This is a genomic window from Streptomyces sp. NPDC048565 (genome assembly GCF_040650935.1).
GTDB lineage: Bacteria > Actinomycetota > Actinomycetes > Streptomycetales > Streptomycetaceae > Streptomyces.
Genome location: NZ_JBEZIH010000021.1, coordinates 12,132 through 32,830 on the forward strand (window position 1 = coordinate 12,132; position 20,699 = coordinate 32,830).

Below are 20,699 nucleotides of genomic sequence, written 5' to 3' on the forward strand. Positions count from 1 at the left end.
AGACCGAAGATGGCTATTCCGGAGGCGTATTTCGCCGCTGCGGAAGCACGCGGCACGTCGGCAGGACTCCGAAACGTATCGAGCTCGGGGCTGTGTTCGGACAGCCCCGAGCCGGTCTGCTCGTTAGGCTTCGCGAGCGCTCTGCGACCCAACGACCTCCGCTGCCTTGATCCGTTGGGCACGGACCAGGTCATTGATGCCGTCCGCGACCTCCCGCTGCCGCTCACCATCGGAGTGCTGGTAAATCAGCGCAGCCTTCTCCGAGGACTGGCCGGCGCGGACCATCGTGTCCTTGAGCGTGGCGCCGGACTGGGTGGACAGGGTGTGGCCGGTGTGCCGGAGGTCGTAGAAGCGGAAGCCCTCCGACAAGCCGGCCTTGGTCCGAGCCCTGCGCCACTTGCGGCCGAAGGTGGACCGGCGGAAGGGTGCGCCCCTCTCCCCGACGAACAGGAGCCCATTGGGTTTCTTCTCGGCGTACCAGTCGAGGTGTCGCTTCACCTCGACGTGCAGGAAGGCTGGGAGGAAGACGGTTCGCCTTCCGGCGGCCGACTTGGTGTCGCCTTCGACGCGACGTCCGGTGGTCAGTTCGGGGGCGGCGTCACGGATCTTGACCGCGAGGGGTTCGAGGGTGACGTCGGGGCGCCGGAGGGCGGCCTGTTCTTCCGGGCGCATGGGCCCGTAGGCACCGAAGTAGACCATCAGCCGCCACCTCGGTCCCATGGCATCGGCGAGCGCGTCGACCTGTTCGACGGTGGCGGTGGGGCGCTCCTTGGCCCTTTCGCTGCCAGCACCCCTGATGCGGCAGGGGTTGCGGCGGATCAGCTCGTCGTCGGTCGCCGTCTCCATGATGGCCTTGAGGAGGCGGTAGGACTTGGCGACGGTCGTCGCACCGGTAGCCGCCAGCCGCTCGACCCGCCAGGTGCGCACGCCTGGCGGCGTGATGCCATCCAGGTTCGCCGTGGCGAATGCGGGCAGCAGGTGCAGGCGCAGGAGCCTTCGGTACAGCTCCTGCGTGGTGGCGGAGAGCCCGCGCTCCTCGACCCACTTCATGGCGTACGTCTCGAAGTTGATCGAGCCGGCGTCGGGATCAACCCAGTGCTTGCGCTCGATGTCGGCCTGGGTCAGCGTGAGCCAGGTCTGGGCCTCGGTACGCGTCTCGAAGGTCTCCGGGGCGGTGCGACGGCTGCCGTCCGGGGCCCAGTAGCGCACCTGCCACCGCCCCGACGAGAGCTGACGAACGGTGCCGAACTCGCGCCGCCGCTGCGGCTTGCGGGCCGCCATCAGGCGGCCTTCCCGAAACGGGAACGCGCGTCGCCGAGAGTCGGAACGGTGCGCTCCTCGATGTACGCGGCGATGGCGCTCTCAGGGATCCGTACGGGCTTGCCGAGCTTGACGTAGCGGATGCGGCGCTCCTGGATGAGTCGCCGGATGAAGCGCACGCCGGTGCCCAGGCGCTCGGCTGCCTGCTCCACGGTGAGGAGGGTGTCGGTAGTGGTCACCTCCCCCTGCGGTCGCGGGGGCTGAACGGGGGCGTGCGGTATCGCCGAAGGGCGCAAGTGAGTGCTCCGGTTCCGGCCGGCGGATGGGGCGGCAACCCCGCGCCTGGCCTCGTGTCGTTCAGGGATGGGATGAGATGGGCAGGACGGTCACAGCAGGGGTTTGCGTTCCCGCTGCGCCTGGTGGAGTGGGCCGCTACGCGTCGGAGGCAGGCCCGTACTCTTCGTTGCTCTTCATCAGTTCGGTGGCGATGGCGTTGGAGACCATCACGTCAGCCTCTTCGCGGATGTCCGGGTGGTCGGCGAGATAGGCGTCGAGCTGGTCGCGGGCCTTGCGTGCCTCGTGGTTGGCACGGTTGGAGGCTCTGTAGGCGGCGACGACGTTGTCGATCAGCTCCATGGCACGGCCCATGGTCGCCAGGCTGGGCGGCCCGACGAAGTTGCTGAGCGGGATGCCGAAGATCTCGGCGAACCCGATGGCCTCATCGAGGTTGATCCGGCGCTTGCGGTTCTCGATGCGCCAGACCGCAGACGGGTTCATGTCGAAGCCGACGTCGTTCATGCGGTCGGACAGCGTGGTGGTGCTCCAGCCGCGTTTCTCGCGCTCCAGTTTGACCCGCACAGCGGCGTTCTCCTCGCCGCTGAGGAGCACGCCCTCAGGGTTTCCCTCGTCATCCGGCATCGCCCCCTCCTCCCGTTCGCTGCGTGTACCGCCGGTTGTTCGGCATGGAACAAGATTAGCATCCGTTCTGCCGATCGCATAGCGCTATGCCATCCGCATAGTCCGTGGTACTGTAAAGCACCCCAGCAGACCGCACCGATCCGCTGAGGCATGCCTCCAACCAGCCCCGACATACAAAAAGCCCCCCGGTGACCCAACACCGAGGGGCTCAGAGCGCAAACCTCATGCCGCCCATCCCTGAACGACTGACCTGCGAGGCCGGGATTGCCGTCCCATTGGCCCGCAAGCGGAGGAGCTACGTGTCCAGTATGGACGATCCCGCCCAGAGCACGCCATCCCTTCCGAACACCGCCGCCCTGTGGCCGCCGGTGGCCATACCCGGCCGCCCCACCGAGCCCGTACGGCTGTCGGCGGAGGAGCCCGAACCTGCTCCGCCGTCCGAGGGTGAGGCGGTGCTCGCGGAGCTGCGGGAGCAGATTCGCCGCTACGTCGTACTGCCGAGCGGGGAGGCTTTCACGGCCGTGACCCTGTGGGTCGCGGCTACGCACTTGCAGACGGCGTGGCAGCACGCTCCGCGACTGGCCGTGGTGGGGCCGGCGAAGCGGTGCGGCAAGTCTCGGCTGCTGGACGTGATCACCGAGAGCGTCCACAATCCGCTGATCACGGTCAACGCGTCGGCCGCCGCGGTGTTCCGGTCGATCACCGCCACGCCGCCCACCCTGCTGGTCGACGAGGCCGACACGCTCTTCGGCTCCGCGAAGGTCGCGGAGAAGAACGAGGAGATGCGTGGCCTGCTCAACGCGGGGCACCAGCGCAACCGCCCCACCCTGCGGGTCTCCGGACCCAACCACGAGGTATCGAAGTTCCCCACCTTCGCCATGGCGGCTCTCGCCGGCATCGGCGACCTGCCGGACACGATCATGGACCGGTCGATCGTCATCCGGATGCGGCGCCGCAGGCCGGGCGAGAAGGTGGCGGAGTTCCGCACCTTCCGTGACACCCCGCCCCTCCACGCGCTACGTGACCGGCTCGTCGCCTGGCTGACTCCCCTGCACGCCGAGGCGATGGAGCTGACACCGGCCATGCCGGTCGAAGACCGGGCGGCCGACACATGGCAGCCGCTGGTGAGCGTCGCCGATCTCGCCGGCGGAGCATGGCCGGACCTCGCCCGCACCGCCTGCCAGATCATGGCCAAGCACGAAGCCGAGCACGACCAAGACCGCAGCAGCCTGGGCATCCGCCTCCTGGCCGACATCCGCCGCGCCTTCACCACTGAAGGCAACCCGCCGGCACTCCGCACCAGCCGGCTCCTCGACATCCTCAACCAGGACGACGAAATGCCCTGGGCGGAGTACACCACCCACGGACTGACCCCTCGGGGCCTGCAACTCCTGCTCAAGGAGTACGACATCAGCTCGGTCACCCGCCGCTTCCACGGCAACGTTCAGGCCCGAGGCTTCACCCGCCTGCAGTTCGCCGACTCCTGGGCCCGCTACTGCCCCGAGCCCACACCCGAAACGACGACCGGGGCCTGACCCGGCACGACCCGTCACGACCCGTCTCCGCGCAGGTCAGCGCGGTGACGAGTCGCGGTCCGGTGACGAGTCGACTCGTCACTACCGCCGCACTCGTACCAGCCCTGACCAGGCACGCGACAAGTCGTGACGGGTCCCCCGCCCTCAGGGCCACCTCAGCCGCACCCCGCACTCTGGAGCATTTCCCTTTGTCCTCCCACGCCATCACCGCGGCCCCGTCTGCCCCCCTGCCACTGGCCACCGCGATCCGCACGGGTGTGTCGCTGCTGGCCGTGGCCGCCTTCGCACTGTCCTACGACGCGCTGCGTCAGATGGCCGCCGCCAGCCACATCCACCGGGCGCTCACCTATGCCTTCCCGCTCGTCATTGACGGGTTCATCGCCATCGGGATCGGCGCCCTGCTCATCCTGCGGACCGCACCCTTGTCCGCCCGCCTCTACGTCTCCGCCCTGGTCGGCGTCGCCACCGCCACAAGCATCTGGGCCAACGTCCTGCACGCCGTCCGCCTCAACCAGCAGACCCGCCACACCAGCCTCGCCCTCGACGACATCACCGTCGGAGTCATCTCCGCCATCGCCCCACTGGCCCTGGCGGGAGCCGTCCACTTCTACCTCCTCGTAGCGCGACGGCCCACAGCCACCGACCGCCACAACAGCGACGACCGCCACGCCCCCGCCGCGGAACACACCATCGGTGAGCTCGCGCCACCACACACCACGGGCACGGACACCGATGTGCCGCAGCAGCCCGGTGAGTCAGGAGGCAAGCAGTCGAGCGTTTCCCTGGAGCAGGCCGTGGCCATCGGCCGCACGGCTCCCCTCGGACGAGGCGACAGCGTTTCTCGCCGCAACGTCGAGAAGGCGATCCGGGACAGCGGATTCGGCATGTCACGCGCCCGCCTGGACAAGGTCAAGGACCTGCTGCAGGCCGAACTCGACGCCGTCACCACAAGCACCGACTGAACCTCGCACCGCACGTCACCCCAGCCCGTTCCTCCCTTGAATCAGCACGGGAGGAACGGGCCCTCTCCCTCCACCACCGCTTGCAGGAGCCCCCATGCACAGCCTCGACCACGAACCCTCGTCAGCGCAGCAGCAGATGACCGCCACCCCGGCATCAGGCGGAGCAAGGTATGGCGTTGGACCGTCCACAGGCCGGTCCAACGCAGATGCCTCCGCCCCGGGGGTGGCGGAGGAGCTCGGGCACCAGGGGGTGCCCGACCGGAACAAGCCCGTCGACGCCACCCCCCGCACTGTGCTGCCGAAGCGTGCCGCCGAAGCCGCCGCACTGCACCGAGTCGCACGCCGCCGCCAGCGCAAAGAAACCCAACGCAAGGAACGCGTCGACGTCCGCTACAGCACCGACGAGAAGACAGCGATCCTCACTGTGGCCCGGTCACTGAACATCGCCGCCGCCCACTACGTCGGCGCCGTCGTCATGGCCCACATCCACGGGGACCTCGCCCTGCCCGGTCAGCGCACCCAGCTCGACGACTACATCGACGAACTCGCAGCCCTCCGCGGTGAGGTCGCCAAGATCGGCCACAACGTCAACCAGATCGCCAAGAAGCTGAACTCCGGCGACCGTCCACACCACGGAGACACCGCACTCCTCGACCATGCGGAACACGCCCTCGGCACGGTCGGCACCACCATCCGCCACATCGCCGCAGCCGCCACTCAGGCCGCCGCCACAAAGGGGCCACGGTGATCGCGAAGATCAGCAGCGGCAAGAGCACAGCCGGCCTCATCCACTACCTCTACGGCCCCGGCCGGGCCAACGAACACACCGACCCGCACCTCGTCGCCTCCTGGGACGGCTTCGCACCCGACCCCGGCCGCTCCGACGACATCGCCGCCACGAAGAAGCTGCTCGTGGCCGACCTCGACCTACGCGTGCAGCAGGCCAAGCGACTCGGCCAGGCCCCGAAGCAGCACGTGTGGCACTGCTCCGTCCGCGCAGCACCCGGCGACCGCATCCTCGACGACGCCGAGTGGGCGGAGATCGCCCGTCGTGTCGTCACAGCAACCGGCATCGCACCGACAGACGATCCCGACGGCTGCCGATGGGTCGCCGTCCGGCATGCCGACGACCACATCCACATCGCCGCCACCAAGATCCGAGGCGACCTGCGCACCGCACGCCACTGGAACGACTACCTCACCGCCGACCGCGAACTCGCAGCCGTCGAGAAGGAATACGGCCTCTTCCAAGTCGTACGTGGAGACCGCACCGCCGCAAAACGGCCCACCCGCGCCGAGCGGGAGAAGGCCCACCGCACCGGCCGTGACAAGCCTGCCCGCGTACGCCTGCGCACCCTTGTCCGCACAGCAGCGGCTGCTGCCACCACCACCGAGGAGTTCCTCGCTCTACTCACCCGCACCAGCAGCGTCCTCGTCGAGGTCCTGCACTTTCCCTCCGGAGAACCACGCGGCTACAAAGTCGCCCTGGAACACGACACGAACGCCGAAGGAGAACCGGTGTGGTTCTCCGGCTCCACGCTGTCACCGGACCTCTCCCTCCCCAAGATCCAGAGCCGTCTCGCCGCAGCAGACATCCCTGCCGACAATCCCAACGGGCATCTACGGCCGCACCCGTGGCACCAAGCCACCGCAGCCACAGAGCGCATCCCCCACCACCTCGGCCGGCCGGACGCCGAAGCCGCCCAGGCCCACCTGGCCGCCCTCGGCGAAGCACTCGACGCCGTAGCTCTCACCGCACCACCGGACATTCGTACCGAACTCCGAGCAGCGGCCTCTGCCTTCGAACGGGCAACCCGTTCACGTATCCACGCCGACCACCACCACGCCCGCGCGCTGCGCGGGGCTGTGAAGGCCATACTCCGCGAGCCCTCGCCCAAGGACGGAGCTCTCCTGGCGATGTTCCTCGATGCCGCACTCCTGGCCGTCATCGCCGCCGCCCGCTGGCACGAGCAACGACAGCACAACCAGCAGACCTCCGCCGCCCACCAGACCCTGCTCCACACCCAGGCCGCCCACGAGCGAACCTCCTCCGGGCACCTGCTTGCCGCGGGCCAGCATCGACTGTCTCGGGGGGTCGCAGTCCGGTACGCCCAACTCATCCGCCAGAGCGCCCCCGCACACGCCGACCAAATCCTCGCCGACCCCGCCACCGATGCGCTGACCACCGCATTGGCCGCCGCGGAGACCGCAGGCCACGATCCTGTACGCCTGTTGCGACAGGCAGCCGACGAACGCGCCCTCGACGACGCCCGCTCCCCGGCACGCACACTGGCCTGGCGCGTACAACGGCTCTCGCAGAGGCCCGCTCCAAGCCGGCAAGCTCAGGCGGCACAGGCACGTAGCACCGTCCTACGCCCCGTAGCTCTCCCGCAGCCTGCGCCACCGGCCGCACCCACCGCTACCTCTCGGCCTCGGCGTAGGTGATCAACCCTGGGCGGGCACTCTCGGCGGCAGCGGGGTCAAGTGGTTCTTCCTGACCGGAGCTGAGAGAGGACCTGCGCGACCGGCAAGTCGTACTGGTCCTTGTCCTGCTCCCAGAACGAAAGGGCCCGAGCCGTAGCCTCGGCCATGTCGGCGGGCAGGTCGGCCGCCCGGAGAGTCTCGGCGACCTCTTCCATCTCGGGCGCCCAGCGCCACGCCCTGGCAGCCACGCTCGGCAGGTACCCCGGATCGGAGAGGATCGCAGAGACCATGATCTCGGCTTCAGCCGTGAGCTGGTCGCCGACTCCATGGGCGTGTGCGAGCGCGTGGGAGACCCCTGCGAGAGTACGAGCGGCTTTCTGGTAACTGGCGAAGGCCATCTTCAGGGCGGAAGCGGAACCGATGGTCTCGCCTGCCCGGCGCACATCCAGCGAAGAGTCCGTGAACAGCGGCTCCACCAGGTCGACTGCGGAGCCGGCCCCCGCGAGATAGAGCCGTGCCGTACGCCCTTCACCTGGCGGCGGACCGAAGACTGCGCCGTCGACGACCTCGGAGCCGGGGCGGATCTCCTCCGCGATGCGCTGTACGCGCTGGGGACTGATGGCATTGACATCGACGTACGCCCCAGCGAAGGCGTGTGCAGCCACGGCCGCTGCCACGTCCTCCGCCGCCTGCGGTGGGCAGACCGAGAGAACGACCGCGCTACGGGACAGCGCTTCCGCAAGGGAGTCGCAGGCCACGGCTCCGGCCTCCCTCGCGCGTCGCCACGTGTTCTCGCTGCGGCCCTTGGAAACCCACACCACGTCGTGGCCGCCGGTGACAAGCTCGGCGGTGACCGCCGCGCCCATGGATCCCGGGTGCAAGACGGTCACGACGGTCACTGGCTGCCTCCGGCGAAATGCGACGTGGTGTGTTCCTCATCAACATGATCCACTGCCGTAGAGCAGCGCACCTGGCTCGGACGGGCCGGTCGCCGGTAATGCAAAAGTTCGCCTGCCTCGTGTTGGTCCCTAACGGCAAACCAAGGACACGGCGTGGCAGCCCTGTCCCTGCAGCTCGTCTCACGCGCAAGCCACGTCATGGGTACCGTGCTGAAGACGAACTCTGTACGGACAGACCGGCGATCGCGCCGGATCGTCCGGCGGCCGGGAGGTGTCCTGATGCTGGAGGAAGCCGAGGAGATCGGCAAGCGCGTCCGCAGGGCGAGGCTGCGGTTGGGTATGCCGCAGGCCGACCTTGCGACGGCCCTGGGGAAGTCGCAGGGCTGGGTGTCGAAGATGGAACGTGGCCTGATCGAGCTGGACAGGGTCGGACTGCTCAACCAGGTGGCCGCGGAGCTGCACGTCCATCCGAACGACCTGATCGGGCGCCCGTACAGCAGTTCCCCCGACGACAACCAGTGGCAGGTTGCCGCCTCGTCGATCCTGCGCGAGCTGCGCCGCTACGACCTCGTCCCCGTCTTCGACGGGACTCCGCGACCTTCATCCCAGCTGTGGCGCGAGGTGACCCGGCTGCACCGCCTGCGGGACACCGCTTCCAACGTGGCGATTCTCCGGGTTCTCCCGGACCTGTTCCGCGAGGCGCGTGCCCTGGCTGAGGAGTCGGAGGGGCACGAGCGGGAGGAGGCGTATGCCATCTACGCCGTGTGCTGCAAGTTCGCACACACCGCCGCCCACTCCCTCGGGCACCCCGAACTGGTCGCCATGGCCTGCGAGCGGGCCGCATGGTCAGCCAGGTTGTCGGGGGATCCGGTGCTGCCCGCCGTCGCCGACTGGATGAGGGTCTGGGACATGTGGGCGACGGCTGACTGGGCCGACGCTCTGACGCTCTCGGACAAGGCGATCACCTCGGTGGAGCAGGAGTACGACCGTGGCGAGCCGCTGGCCGTGCGGGCCTGGGGCACGCTGCAGCTACGGGCCGCGGTCTCTGCTGCCCGAGCCGGCCGCGCCTCGGAGGCCGAGGACCGGATCGGACACGCGAAGGACGCTGCCGAACGCATGGACGCGTACGTCGGGGCACCTGTGTACGACCGGCATTCGCTGACGTTCTCCGCCGGGAACGTGCAGATCCACGCGATCAGCGTGGCTCTGGAAATGGGCGAGCAGGGCAAGGCACTGGAGATAAACCGCCGAACCAGCCCAGTACTGGTCGGGTCACTGCCCAACTCCCGTCAGGGACATCACCACATGGACGTCGCGCGCGCCTGGCTGTGGGACGGGAACCGGGGAAAGGCCCTGGCCGAGCTGGAGACGGCTGAGCGGATCGCGCCCCAGCTCGTACGGAACCACCCCATCGCCCGTTCGACGCTCCGCAGCATCGTCTACGCGGAACGAGCAGCCACGCGGGAGAAGCTGCGGCGCATGTCCGACCGCTTCCACCTGGACGGATAGGGGTCGTATTCCTCCGGCTCATATTCGAGGTTTGTCCTGACCCTAACTTCAGGGCATGACGCCACGACGTTCTCCCCACCTCCCTTCCCAGGGAGCCGGGTTAGGTACGGCAGCTCCCTTCGTTCCCCGGCTCGGCGACCTCGCCACCGACAGCGCCCGTGACGACCGTGTGGGGGTCGTGGTCGCCCTCCCTGGTGAGGGCTCCGCCACGACCTACCACCTGCGCCCTCCCGGGGGCGGGGCCCAGTGGTCCGCGCCCGCCGACGGGACGACGCTCAAGCCCGTGCGGGTGAAGGCCACGCACGCCACGCTGCTGGCCGGCCGGGACGCGGTCTACGACCCGAGGGCCCAGCAAGGGTCGGTTCCCGTCGAGTTCCACTTCGATGACGGCTCGACCCTCGACGGCGCGCTCATCCTCACCTCTGCTGAGCTGGAGCGGTTGTACGCGCAGACCAGCCGCCTCCTCGTCGACCACGAACACACCCTCGGCGGCACCTCGTGACCGGGGCTCGGCGCCGCCATGCCCGAAACGCCGCGTCCAGAACCGCACGGTCCGACCACGGAGGCCGAATCGCGTTCACCTTTCTGGCCGTCGTCGGCCTGGTCGGCCCGGTCTGGGCACTGCGTGAGCACGCCGGCCCGTTCCTTGAAGGAGCTGGCCATCGGTCCACCGCCGTCGCACCGGACGCGAGCCTGCCCTCCGACCGCTGAGGCCGCTCCCGATACCGGCGCCGTCTGCCCGCGCTCGACCGCCGGAGCCTCCCACGCTGCTCTCTCGTCGAGCGGCGCTGAAGAACCGCCCCGCTCAGCGCGGCTTCGGCTGCCCGGAGCGGGACGGCCTGCACCTCGTCAGCCATCTGGAACATCCACGCGTGATTCCCCAGGGAGGGATCATGGACATCCCGTACATCGTCATCGACCAGCTCGTCCCCGACCAGCAGCAGGTCTGGAAGACGTACTTCGGCGACGCCGACCGCCCCCGCTACATCGAAGAAGGCATCTGGCGCCGCACCCAGGAGAAGGCCACCGCCGGCCAGTCCGGCTGGGCGGCCTCCGACGACGCACGGCGGCGGATCATCCACTACCGCTACCGGTACGGACTGGTGCCCACCACGGCTGCGCTGGCCATCGGCTTGACCGACCTGTACCTCTATCACTCCGCGTCCGCCCCGGCCGACGAGGTCGCCGCGCACCACGACGCCCTGTGCGATTCGCTCGCCGCTGGCGGCTGGAAGGAGGCTCCCGGTGGATTCTTATGGACCCGACGGGATCTGAAGTGCCGGATCACCGAGCACGACGTCCACCCCCAGGACGCCGCTGCGGGCCGCACCCTCCCAGCTGGCTACCGGAGCCTGGACGTGCAGATCGCCTCTGTGTCCTACGCACCGCCGCCCGCTGTCCGGCAACTGCCGTGGAACGTGCTCTCCACCGGAATCCGGCGCAAAGACCGCCCCGGCACGCCGACCCGCGTGCCGGACCTATCCGTCCTCGCGGACCTACGGCCGTTCCAGGTGGAGATCGGATGCGGTACGTCGGTCGAGGCCGGTATCCCGCCCCTGCACCGGCTCCACGAGATCTACCGAGTCACCGACCGCCAGGGCCACGAGCCGCGGGAGCACCGCTTCACCCTCTCTCCGGCAGCGGACACTCTCCTCCATGAGGTGCTGACGGAGCCGGAGGAGAAGACTGCGGAGTTCGTGGAGATGTTCCGTGCCTGCTTCCTGGCCGAGCCGACCCCGGCTATGTGGGCGCTAAAGGAGCTGAAGGACGCCGGGCACCTCATCGGTCCGGTCATCACCAACAACTTCGACGTGCTCGCCGCACGCGCAGGGCTCGACGAGTGCTTCATGCGCCGCTACGACCAGGCCGTACCCGACGTCGAGTGGGTCGACGGCGCCAAGGCCCTCCTTGTCGTCGGCCTGCACGCCGACCGGCGCAAGGTCCAGGCTCGCGCCCGTGCTCGCGGCATGCAGGTCGTCTACCTGGACCCGGAGGGCTTCTGGCACGACGGCCAGTTCATGCCGTACCCGCTGGAGGGGCCCCAGGACGGTGACCTGGTGTGCCGGGCCACCGCCGCTGAGGCGTTGCCCGCACTCGTCAATCTCCTGAAGCAGCAAGCCGGTTGATTCACCTGCACGAAGAGGGCCGCGCCGGGTGGTGGCGCTAGCGTGACGCACCCGGCCGGCCCGGACTTACCGGGCGGGCGAGAGGCAAGGAAAGGAGCGTCGACCCCATGCGCGTATCCGTCATCGGCTGCGGTCACCTGGGCATCCCCCACGCCGCTGCCATGGCCGAGATCGGCCACGAGGTCATCGGCGTAGACCTGGACCAGGCGAAGATCGACCGCCTCAACGCCGGCGAGTGCCCCATCTACGAGGACGGCCTGCCCGAACTCCTCGCCACCCACACCGCCACTGGACGACTGCGGTTCACCACCAGCCTCGAAGAGGCGGCCGAGTTCGCGGACGTCCACTTCCTCGCCGTTGGCACGCCGATCGACGCGGACGGACGGAGCTACGACACCGGCCAGGTCTTCGGCGCCGCCCGCGCCCTCGCCACGCACCTGACCCGCCCGACCGTCATCGTCGGCAAGTCAACGGTCACCGTCGGCACCTCCCGCGACCTCGCCGCTCTCCTCGCCCGTCTCTCCCCGGCCGGTGAGAATGTGGAGGTCGTCTGGAACCCGGAGTTCCTTCGCGAGGGCCACGCAATCGAGGACACCCTGCGACCAGACCGGATCGTCGTCGGCGTCCCCTCGGCCCGCGCGGAGGACGCTGTACGCCAGGTCTACGCACCGCTCCTGGCAAACGGGATCCCGCTCTTCGTCACCGACCCCGCCACCGCCGAACTCATCAAGGGCGCCGCCAACGCCTACCTCGGCATGAAGATCTCGTTCATCAACGGCGTCGCCGACATGTGTACCGCCGCCGGAGCCGACGTCCAGCAGCTCACCGAGGCCATCGGCCTCGACCCCCGTATCGGCCGCGGCGGGCTCAACGCCGGCCCCGGTTATGGCGGCGGCTGCCTCCCCAAGGACGTCCGCGCCTTCACAGCCTCAGCGAGCACCCTCGGAGCCACCGAGGCAGCAACCCTCCTGCGGGCGGCAGAGCAGGTCAACGAATCCCGCCCCACCGCTGCGCTGAAGCTCATCGAGCAGACCCTCGGCCACCCCGTCGATGGCGTACGCGTCACCGTCTGGGGAGCTTCCTTCAAGGCTGGCACCGACGATGTCCGCGAATCCCCGGCCCTGGCGATCGCCGCCCTCATGCACCAGCGCGGTGCGACCGTCACCGTCCACGACCCGCACGCCGTGCCCACGGCACTGCGCCGCCACCCCGAACTCGACTACTGCGAAGACCTCGAAGGCTCCCTCGCGGCAGCCGAGCTGATCGTCCTGGCCACAGAGTGGCCCCACTTCCGCGAGGCCGACCCCAAGGCCCTCGCCCCACTGGTCGCGGACCCGGTCCTCATCGACCTCCGCAACCTCATCGACGCCGACGCCTGGCGCATGGCCGGATGGACCGTACGCCAGCTCGGACGACCCGCACAGGACTAGCCGAACCCATCGACCCGGAGGTCCGCCATGGACACCCTGTGGGACAACATCGAGAAGCTCTCCGCTGTCTGCCGAGCGGCAGGCGCCCATCTCCCCGACGAGGAGCTCAAGGCTCTCCAGGTCGGCAAGGTCGCCGAAGAGGCCGGCGAGGCCATGCACGCCCTCCACGGCCTGAAGGGCCTCACCACCTGCGGCGACGACCACACCTGGTCCGAGGTCCAGAACGACCTGGTCGGCGCCGTCATCGCGGCCCTCCTGGCCATGCACTACATCGATCCCACCGGTGCCCGCGCCACCTTCGACGAGATCCTCCACCGGCGGACGCGCAGGGGTCGCGAAGCCGCTGCTCCGGCCTGACGAATTCCGGACGTGGCCGTCGACCGCTCCAGGTGAGCGCGGTCGACGGCCACGTCCGGCACACAAGCTGCGGCAGGCACCTGCTCCCAGCGCGGTAGATCTTTCCCTACTTCATCAAGGCGGCTCGCGCGGCTGAAGCGAGCACCATGGTGGGGAGAAACCCTGCTGTGGCTGGGGCGGTCGGCTCCACGGCTTTAGCCACCTCCCCAGTTCGGGTCCCGCGTCGAGCAAGACCAGGGGGCCACTCGTTCAAATTCCGGGCAGGATCACAGCCTGCCCGACTTGCCGGCCAACGTACGCCCACCTGATCATGCTCGACCCCAAACCGGGCAGGACACCGGCCAAACCCGCTCCGCCGACCTTACGAATCAGCTCGGAACGGCACTGCAGCACAGCAAACTAACTATCATGACCCGGGGTTGGGGGCGGTCAGCCCCTGCAACGAGCGTTGGGCAGTAGCCCACGGCCGCTGGGGGTCTTGTTGGTTGCAACTCATCAGTACTCAGGGGATGAGTGGGAACAGCACTGCCTCCTACTTGCCCGTCGGCACTATGGGGCCGATCAGGTACAAGAGGTCCCAGCGCGCCACGGCGGTGACCTGGGTATCGAGGCATTCACCTTTAGCGGCCGAGCCTTCCAGTGCTACGCGCCGGTTGAACCTCTATCGACCAGTGAACGTTACGAAAAACATCGGGACAAGCTTTCCACCGACCTCAGAAAACTGGACACAAAGCAGAAAGACCTTCTGGCTTTGCTGGGTGGCGTGGTTATCCAGCACTACATCTTCCTCGTACCCATTTTCGATTCGGCCCAACTCGTTAAGCACGCATCTTCCAAGACAATCGAGATGTGTGAAAAGAAACTCCCCCACCTCGCCCCTGACTTCAAAATCACCGTGGCCACCGATGCCATGTACGCAAAGGAACGTAACGAAGTACTTGAGCGAGCTATCTCGTTGGTAAATTTGGTACCTACACCACCCGCCGATGTCGGCACTTGGATTACCGGAAATCATGAGCTTACAGAAAAGGCACTAGAGAAACTGTCCCGCCTCAAACTCTCATCAGCATCTAGGGCTTCCTATCTGGAGCAGCTAGTGAATCAGCTCCTCGATTCCGAGAACGCCCTCGATCGACTGAGAGAAAAGTACCCAGACCAATGGGAAGCAGCCGTCGATACGCGCGCCCGAAAAGAGCGCAAGCTGGTGCTTGAGTATCCTCCGGGGAGCACAAGCACTCCTGCCGACGTGAACGGGATCGTAAATTCCCTCAAAATGGACCTCATCAGGCAGGTACCCACTCTGGATGAGCCTCTCGCAGACGCAATGTCCTGGGGGGCCGTCGCGGATTGGCTTATGCGCTGCCCTCTGGACTTTGAGACTATCGAGGGCGGATCATGAGCCAAACACTCCAAGGGTTCTTTGCGGGCATCGCCAATTCAGTCGTCTTCACTCGCCGACCTGATCCAATTCCTGGCGACTTGCGCATCTCCTGGCGCCTCGCTTGCCTGACACTAACTCTGCGACGCTGCAGGGCGAACACGGCAAACATCGAACAGATCCACGTGCTGACTTGGGGACTCAGGTCTACCCATGGACGAAGAGTGATCAGCGAATGGTTCGTAAATGGCCGAAAGCCGCATGACTTAGTCATTCGCCACGACCCTTCTACATCGCGCACGATCAATTTGGCCATTGCAGCAGGACTAGCAAAGCGCAACCCCAACACTACGGTCTCACTGACTCCCACAGGCGAGCGCTGGGCAAATAAACTCTGGTCGCAAAAAACGGTTCTGATTCCGGAGAAGAACTTCCTGTCGACCCTCCCAACCCGAATCACACAGAAGTCCGTTAGCGATCTTCTCGACTGGAGCTAGCCTTATGCTGAAACTCAGGAAACTGAAGCTCCTGGTGCAGACAGCCGGACCGCTGTGCGGGACTGAACTAGAATTTTCTCCCGGTCTCAATATTCTGCGCGCAGACAACTCAAGCGGGAAGTCCACTTGCCTGCAATCCATCATCTATGCCTTGGGGCTCGAAGGCATGTTGAGCCCGAGCCGAGACGTCCCACTCCCTCACGCCATGACCGACTCTCTTGAGGTCGAAGGATCCGAATTCCAGGTACTTTCTTCGGAAGTCGCGCTAGAAATCCAAAACTCCCGCGATGAAATCATCACCGTGCGTCGCGCAGTACGCAGCGAAAGGTTCGACAGGACACTGATTAGGGTTACGCTAGGACCCGCACTAACAAATCCGTACGGGGAATACTCGACCCGCGACTTCTTTGTTCGACGACAAGGGGCCGCTCAAAGGGAGGCCGGATTCCATCACGAACTAGCGAATTTTCTTGGGTGGGACCTCCCCCGCGTAACTCGCATGGACGGAAGCGAGGGTCCGCTGTACCTAGAATGCCTATTCCCGTACTTCTTTGTGGAACAGAAACACGGGTGGTCTGGCGTCCAAGCAAGGATTCCCACATATTTGGGCATCCAAGACGTATCCAAGCGTTCCGCAGAATTCATTCTTAACCTAGACGCCATGGAAACTATTCTTGAGCGCCAGAGGTTGGAATCTGCCGTAACTCTAATCGAATCCGACTGGAGGACTACAGAGGCCGGGATTGAGGACCTAGCTAGGCGCGGCGGCGTGCTGGTCCGCGGGGTGCCGAAGAAGCCAACGCGGGACTGGCGCCTGGACGACCGGGTGGCATCAGAAGTCGCCGCCGGCGCAGGATGGATCCCTCTCTCGGTCGAAATTGATCGACTTGCAGAAAAGCTAGAAGCTGCTGCACAGCGCCGCGTAGCTTCAACAGGTGAGGCAGCACCAGAGATCGAGCGTGCCCTGCTGGAGAATCAAGAGCAGAGCGTCCAGCTCGCTCTGCTGCTATCAAACGCCCTGGAGGAACTTGAACAATCGAAGCGGAGATCCAATTCAATCGAGCTTCGGATTGAGGCTATGGAGGAGGATCTAAGGAAGCACAAGGATGCCGCCCTCTTGCGCCATCTAGGTTCCTCCGAGCACGTAGAAGAGCTGTACGAGAACTGCCCGACCTGCGGCCAGTCATTGCCTGATGGATTCGAGATTACAGACTTCCCTCTCTCGATCGACGATAATATTTCGCATCTCGAAAAGGAGCTAGCAACATTCCGCTCCATGGCTGAGGACGCTCGTCGCGTAGTCGCGCGGGAGCAAGTCCGCGCCGGGAGAATTCGGGAAGAACTCGTAGCGTTGCGTTCCACGATCAGGTCACAGAAGGATGCGCTCGTGAGCCCCAGCGATTTGCCAGATGCAGCTACACTGGCGGAACGTATCCAGCTTGAGGGCCAACTCTCGTCCCTCCGTGGCCTACGAGACACAATCGATTCATCGCTCGAAGAACTCGCTTCGCTCTCGAAGACGTGGCGACGCAATAAGGACGAGCTTTCCCGGATCAGAAACCGCGATTTGAATGCAGCCGATGCATCCAAGATTGATAAACTGCGCGAATCACTTGTCTCACAACTCCGCAGTTACGGATTCAGGTCCATGGAACCTCATACCGTAGATATCTCAGAAAAGACTTACAGGCCGGTCCATGAAGGATTTGATCTTGGATTCGACCTATCTGCAAGCGACATGATCCGCGTCATTTGGGCATACCTTTTCTCCTTTATGGAAGTTTCAAAAGAGGCTAATGGGAATCACCTGCAACTGCTCGTATTCGATGAACCTCGCCAACAGGAAGCAGCTAGGCCGAGCTTTGAACAGTTGTTGCGGCGTGCTGCAATGAACGGTGCACAGGGGAGTCAAGTACTATTCGCAACTAGCGAGGAGGAGCGTGGCCTTGCCGAGATGCTCCAAGGATTGCCGCATTCCATGATGTCGGTACCGCGGGGTGAAAAGCTGATCCGCCCGATGTCCCTACCGTTGCGTGGCTGATTCCATCTCGTAGCCATCAGCGGTAGATGAAGCGCCCACTGACCAGATGGCGGTCGTGCCAGTAGCGTGCCACTTGCCACGGTCAGCCCACACCGAGCGCACCCCCTGGCAAGGTCCGCCGCACCGCTAGCCTCGTGCCCCATCTGTGCCCAGCACAGCGGACAACAGCGGTCAGGTACAGCTTCCAGAGACCACGGCAATCCAAGCTTCCTCGCGCGAAAGTGCAGGTCCGGCCCCTTCCAGCGGCCCAAGCACCGGTGATTCCCAAGCTCAGAGCGCGAGTTCGATTCTCGTCACCCGCTCTTTAATGAAGGCCCAGGTCAGTGACCTGGGCCTTGTTTCTGTTCCGGCTGCTACGGCTCTGCGTCGAGGACTCGGGCGGCTTCACGAGGGTCCATCAGGTTGGACCAGGCTTGTTCGGCGGGGAGCAGGTCCCGCTCCGGCAGGGCGTATTCGGGGTACCAGCCGTCGGCTTCACAGCCGGGGACGTTGCGCAGGATCAAAGTGGTGAGGTTCGGCGGGACCGAACCCGTGATCCGCACCGCGAGGTAGGTTTCGTGGCCGTCGTCGGCGCGGACCTGAAGGCCGACGGTGAAGGTGTCGAAATCCACCGTGTGTTCCTGGCCGTCCCGGAGGGACGCACGGCTCAGGGTCAGAACCGTAGTCCGGAGTCGCCGGACGAAACGGACTCCCGCTTCGGCGCGATAGCGGACGTGGTCCTCGCGAGCGGGGAGTAAGTGGGCGGTGTACGTGGCGGACTTGAGTGCGTCGGCGTTGCCGGCGTTGTAGCGGGTTCGGGCGGTCTTGCCGTCAGCTTCGAGAGCGGCGTAGAAGTCGTCGGTTGAGCCGTCCTCGCGGCGGCCGGCTGCCACCAGCCACGGAAGATCGGCGTCCACCCAGACCGCCCCGCGCCAGCGCTGGACCTTCACCTTGAACAACACCTGGTCATCGACAGCGCGAATGCGCTCATGCTTGGCATCGTCCGCCGCGAACTGCTCGGCGGTCTTCGCCAGGATCGGGTGCTCGATCTCGTCCAGGGGGTCGGTCACCGCCGGCAGGGTGAGTCCGAGGTCATCGCATAGGCATCGCAGGGTGGGCCTGGCGGGACGCATCGCAGCGGGACCGGTCATTCGTCGATCCCGCCGACCGCGTCGATCTCCTCCGATGTCAGCCCGGTCAGGAGCATGACGTCCGACTTCAGGGAGCCGTCCAGGACGCTGAGCGCCTCCACCATGCCCTCACGCAAATCCTCACGCCTCTGGTCCAGGTAGACCCGTACCGCCTCCGCGACCAGGTCCTTCTTCGTCAGGCCCAGGAAATGCGCGCCCTGGCTGATCAACTTGTCCGTCGCCGGGTCCACCTTGAGCGGCGACTGCCGGGGCGGCTTCGAAGCCGTGGTCATGAATCCCACCTCCACATCCACGGTACCTTAGTACCTCACGTTGCGCCTCGCTGGTGACCGCGCTGAGACGCGGTCCGCCGACCGCCCGTATCGCCAGGGATGAAATCGCACGACGGCAAGCGCCTGATCCAGCACGGTGACGCTTCCCACTCACGGCACGGCGGCATCGATCACCCTCGTGCCCCATCCGTGCCCTTCGGAGCGGATAGCAGCGGTCAAGTGCGGTGGCCAGAGACCACACCAGCCTCGACCGATCCAGCCAAACATGCAGGTCAGAGCGACTACTGCCGTTCAAGAGCCGTTGATTCCCAAGCTCAGAGCGCGAGTTCGATTCTCGTCACCCGCTCTTTGATAAAGGCCCTGGTCAGAGACCAGGGCCTTTCTTGTTGCCTAGACCAATTCTGAATGGATCAGTACTCTGCTGATGGACGCGAAGATTCAGCGAACTCCCGCGCCCGTTCAGGCTCCACGACGGCTGACCCTCTCGAATGGCGAGACGGTTCCTCTGTGACGCGAGTCACGCATGCCTGGGCTGTCGCAAGATCACGGATGCAAAACCGGCCCTCGGAGCGGACATTCACCTGAGGCCTCGTCCGCGCCGCGGACCGCGACGGACGCCGGCAAGACGGTCGGCCGTGTCCGTATCGCCGACAACCCGCCCACCGCCGAGCAACGGTTCCTGCTCGACTACGCCCGGCACAACGCCGCGGTCGGCGAGGACATCCGCTACCTGTGGTGCGAGGACGCCAACCAGGCGACCCTGCCCGCCGAAGACTTCTGGATCTTCGATTCACGGATCGTGGCGCTGCTGCACTTCGACGACGAAGACACCATGCTCGGCATCGAGTTGATCACCGAACCGGCCCAGATCGTGCGGTACGCCATCGTCCGCGACGCGGCCATGCACCACGCCGTTCCGTACGGCCGGTTCGCGGCACAAGTGGCCGCGAGCGAATAGCGCGCGTGACCGGTGAGCCCCGACTACCAGCAGGCACGGGCAGCGCTGGGGGCGCGACTGCGCGAACTCCGCTTCTCGTGCCCCGGAGGCCGGCTCACCGGTCAGCAGCTCGCCCAGCGGCTGGGCTGGCAAGGCTCCAAGGGCAGCAAGCTGGAGAACGGCAAGCAGACTGCCATCCCCGAGAACCTACGGGCATGGGCCGACGCCACCGAACAGCCAGGTGTATACGCCGAGCTTGCCGCCCGGCTCGCCGGGTTCGAGTCCCACATCAGATCCTGGCGCAGAGCACTGGCCAACGGCTTCAAGCCCCTGCACGAGGGGTTGAGCGCTGAGATCGAGCGCACCACGACCATGTGGGTCTGGGAAGAGTCGGTGATCGCCGGACTGCTGCAGCCCCCCGAGTACGCCCGCCACGTCATCCAGCGCTACGCGGAGCTGCTGGGCGGAGCCGCCGACATCGAGGATGCGGTGCGCTCCCGGGTACGACGGCAGGAGTGGCTGTACCGTCCCGGCCACAAGCTGCACGTGCTGATGTGGGAAGCGGCGCTGCGCTCGCTGATCTGCCCTCCCGCCGTCCTGGCCGCGCAGCTCCACCGCCTCACGGGAATGATCGGGATGGACACGGTCGAGCTGGGCATCATCCCGTTCACCGCGTCCGTCAAGATCGTGCCCGCCAACGGCTTCTGGCTCCTTGACGACCGCCTCGTCGTCGCCGAGGACTGGCACGCCGAGATGTGGCTGGACGACGCCGACAACGTCACCCTGTACGCGAAGGTCTGGGAGACCCTCCGTGAATCGGCGGTATACGGGGCTGACGCCCACAACATCATCAACTCGGCCGGACGCGCGCTGAACCCGCATTGACGAGCCACCCGGGGAAGGGTTCTCCGTAGCACCCAGCCCGTACGCGCCGCTTCGGCTCCGCGCCGCCCGACGCGGTCTGCCGCACTGCACAAGACCGGTCCAGGATTCCCGGACGCCACCGGTAGCGGCCTGAAGCACG

At 66.3% G+C, this 20,699-nt stretch carries 19 protein-coding genes; 13 read left to right on the forward strand and 6 right to left on the reverse strand.

Going from position 1 to position 20,699, the window contains the following annotated elements:
• Positions 1 to 123: 123 nt before the first annotated feature.
• The 3 genes from AB0C75_RS23960 to AB0C75_RS23970 form a co-directional block, all read right to left on the reverse strand.
• Positions 124 to 1,281: a tyrosine-type recombinase/integrase gene (locus AB0C75_RS23960; protein ID WP_362893742.1), complete on the reverse strand. Its 1,158-nt coding sequence runs from the start codon at positions 1,279 to 1,281 to the stop codon at positions 124 to 126.
• On the reverse strand, positions 1,281 to 1,499 hold the full coding sequence (locus AB0C75_RS23965; protein WP_014046958.1) for a helix-turn-helix domain-containing protein: 219 nt from the start codon (positions 1,497 to 1,499) through the stop codon (positions 1,281 to 1,283). The genes AB0C75_RS23960 and AB0C75_RS23965 overlap by 1 nt, the downstream gene beginning before the upstream one ends.
• A 193-nt stretch (positions 1,500 to 1,692) precedes the next feature.
• A complete protein-coding gene (locus AB0C75_RS23970) occupies positions 1,693 to 2,178 on the reverse strand; it encodes a helix-turn-helix transcriptional regulator (RefSeq protein ID WP_362893743.1) in 486 nt (161 codons plus the stop codon).
• 308 nt (positions 2,179 to 2,486) lie between these two features.
• On the opposite strand from AB0C75_RS23970, the gene AB0C75_RS23975 reads away from it, so the two are divergent.
• The 4 genes from AB0C75_RS23975 to AB0C75_RS23990 all read left to right on the forward strand — a co-directional run bounded on the left by AB0C75_RS23975 (position 2,487) and on the right by AB0C75_RS23990 (position 7,120).
• The gene (locus AB0C75_RS23975) at positions 2,487 to 3,713 is read left to right on the forward strand and encodes a DUF3631 domain-containing protein (RefSeq protein WP_362893867.1); all 1,227 of its coding nucleotides are present in this window, start codon (positions 2,487 to 2,489) and stop codon (positions 3,711 to 3,713) included.
• A gap of 188 nt (positions 3,714 to 3,901) precedes the next feature.
• Positions 3,902 to 4,675, forward strand: coding sequence for a DUF2637 domain-containing protein (locus AB0C75_RS23980; protein ID WP_362893744.1), 774 nt, complete (start codon positions 3,902 to 3,904; stop codon positions 4,673 to 4,675).
• A gap of 223 nt (positions 4,676 to 4,898) precedes the next feature.
• On the forward strand, positions 4,899 to 5,423 hold the full coding sequence (gene mobC, locus AB0C75_RS23985; protein ID WP_362893745.1) for a plasmid mobilization relaxosome protein MobC: 525 nt from the start codon (positions 4,899 to 4,901) through the stop codon (positions 5,421 to 5,423).
• The gene (locus AB0C75_RS23990) at positions 5,420 to 7,120 is read left to right on the forward strand and encodes a mobilization protein (protein ID WP_362893746.1); all 1,701 of its coding nucleotides are present in this window, start codon (positions 5,420 to 5,422) and stop codon (positions 7,118 to 7,120) included. The genes mobC and AB0C75_RS23990 overlap by 4 nt, the downstream gene beginning before the upstream one ends.
• Before the next feature lie 35 nt (positions 7,121 to 7,155).
• On the opposite strand, the gene AB0C75_RS23995 is transcribed toward AB0C75_RS23990, so the two are convergent.
• Complete coding sequence (locus AB0C75_RS23995) at positions 7,156 to 7,998, reverse strand: DUF1932 domain-containing protein (RefSeq protein ID WP_362893747.1); 843 nt, start codon at positions 7,996 to 7,998, stop codon at positions 7,156 to 7,158.
• Between the two features lie 279 nt (positions 7,999 to 8,277).
• Here AB0C75_RS23995 and AB0C75_RS24000 point away from each other — a divergent pair, with 279 nt between their 5' ends.
• From AB0C75_RS24000 to AB0C75_RS24030, 7 genes are all read left to right on the forward strand, one after another.
• On the forward strand, positions 8,278 to 9,507 hold the full coding sequence (locus tag AB0C75_RS24000; protein ID WP_362893748.1) for a helix-turn-helix domain-containing protein: 1,230 nt from the start codon (positions 8,278 to 8,280) through the stop codon (positions 9,505 to 9,507).
• 178 nt (positions 9,508 to 9,685) lie between these two features.
• A complete protein-coding gene (locus AB0C75_RS24005) occupies positions 9,686 to 10,009 on the forward strand; it encodes a hypothetical protein (RefSeq protein ID WP_362893749.1) in 324 nt (107 codons plus the stop codon).
• Positions 10,010 to 10,400: 391 nt separating this feature from the next.
• A complete protein-coding gene (locus AB0C75_RS24010; RefSeq protein WP_362893750.1) occupies positions 10,401 to 11,633 on the forward strand; it encodes a hypothetical protein in 1,233 nt (410 codons plus the stop codon).
• A gap of 107 nt (positions 11,634 to 11,740) precedes the next feature.
• Positions 11,741 to 13,063, forward strand: coding sequence for a UDP-glucose/GDP-mannose dehydrogenase family protein (locus tag AB0C75_RS24015; protein WP_362893751.1), 1,323 nt, complete (start codon positions 11,741 to 11,743; stop codon positions 13,061 to 13,063).
• A gap of 27 nt (positions 13,064 to 13,090) precedes the next feature.
• Complete coding sequence (locus AB0C75_RS24020) at positions 13,091 to 13,420, forward strand: MazG-like family protein (RefSeq protein WP_362893752.1); 330 nt, start codon at positions 13,091 to 13,093, stop codon at positions 13,418 to 13,420.
• 763 nt (positions 13,421 to 14,183) lie between these two features.
• The gene (locus AB0C75_RS24025; protein WP_362893753.1) at positions 14,184 to 14,819 is read left to right on the forward strand and encodes a hypothetical protein; all 636 of its coding nucleotides are present in this window, start codon (positions 14,184 to 14,186) and stop codon (positions 14,817 to 14,819) included.
• A 480-nt stretch (positions 14,820 to 15,299) separates the two neighbouring features.
• On the forward strand, positions 15,300 to 17,336 hold the full coding sequence (locus AB0C75_RS24030) for an AAA family ATPase (RefSeq protein WP_362893754.1): 2,037 nt from the start codon (positions 15,300 to 15,302) through the stop codon (positions 17,334 to 17,336).
• A gap of 353 nt (positions 17,337 to 17,689) precedes the next feature.
• On the opposite strand, the gene AB0C75_RS24035 is transcribed toward AB0C75_RS24030, so the two are convergent.
• A complete protein-coding gene (locus AB0C75_RS24035; RefSeq protein WP_362893755.1) occupies positions 17,690 to 18,385 on the reverse strand; it encodes a hypothetical protein in 696 nt (231 codons plus the stop codon).
• A 77-nt stretch (positions 18,386 to 18,462) separates the two neighbouring features.
• The gene (locus tag AB0C75_RS24040) at positions 18,463 to 18,738 is read right to left on the reverse strand and encodes a hypothetical protein (RefSeq protein ID WP_030595208.1); all 276 of its coding nucleotides are present in this window, start codon (positions 18,736 to 18,738) and stop codon (positions 18,463 to 18,465) included.
• A gap of 523 nt (positions 18,739 to 19,261) precedes the next feature.
• Here AB0C75_RS24040 and AB0C75_RS24045 point away from each other — a divergent pair.
• A complete protein-coding gene (locus tag AB0C75_RS24045; protein WP_362893756.1) occupies positions 19,262 to 19,696 on the forward strand; it encodes a DUF6879 family protein in 435 nt (144 codons plus the stop codon).
• Between the two features lie 12 nt (positions 19,697 to 19,708).
• Positions 19,709 to 20,560 (forward strand): helix-turn-helix transcriptional regulator, encoded by an 852-nt coding sequence (locus AB0C75_RS24050; RefSeq protein WP_362893757.1) that lies wholly within the window; start codon positions 19,709 to 19,711, stop codon positions 20,558 to 20,560.
• The last annotated feature ends 139 nt before the right edge of the window (positions 20,561 to 20,699 follow it).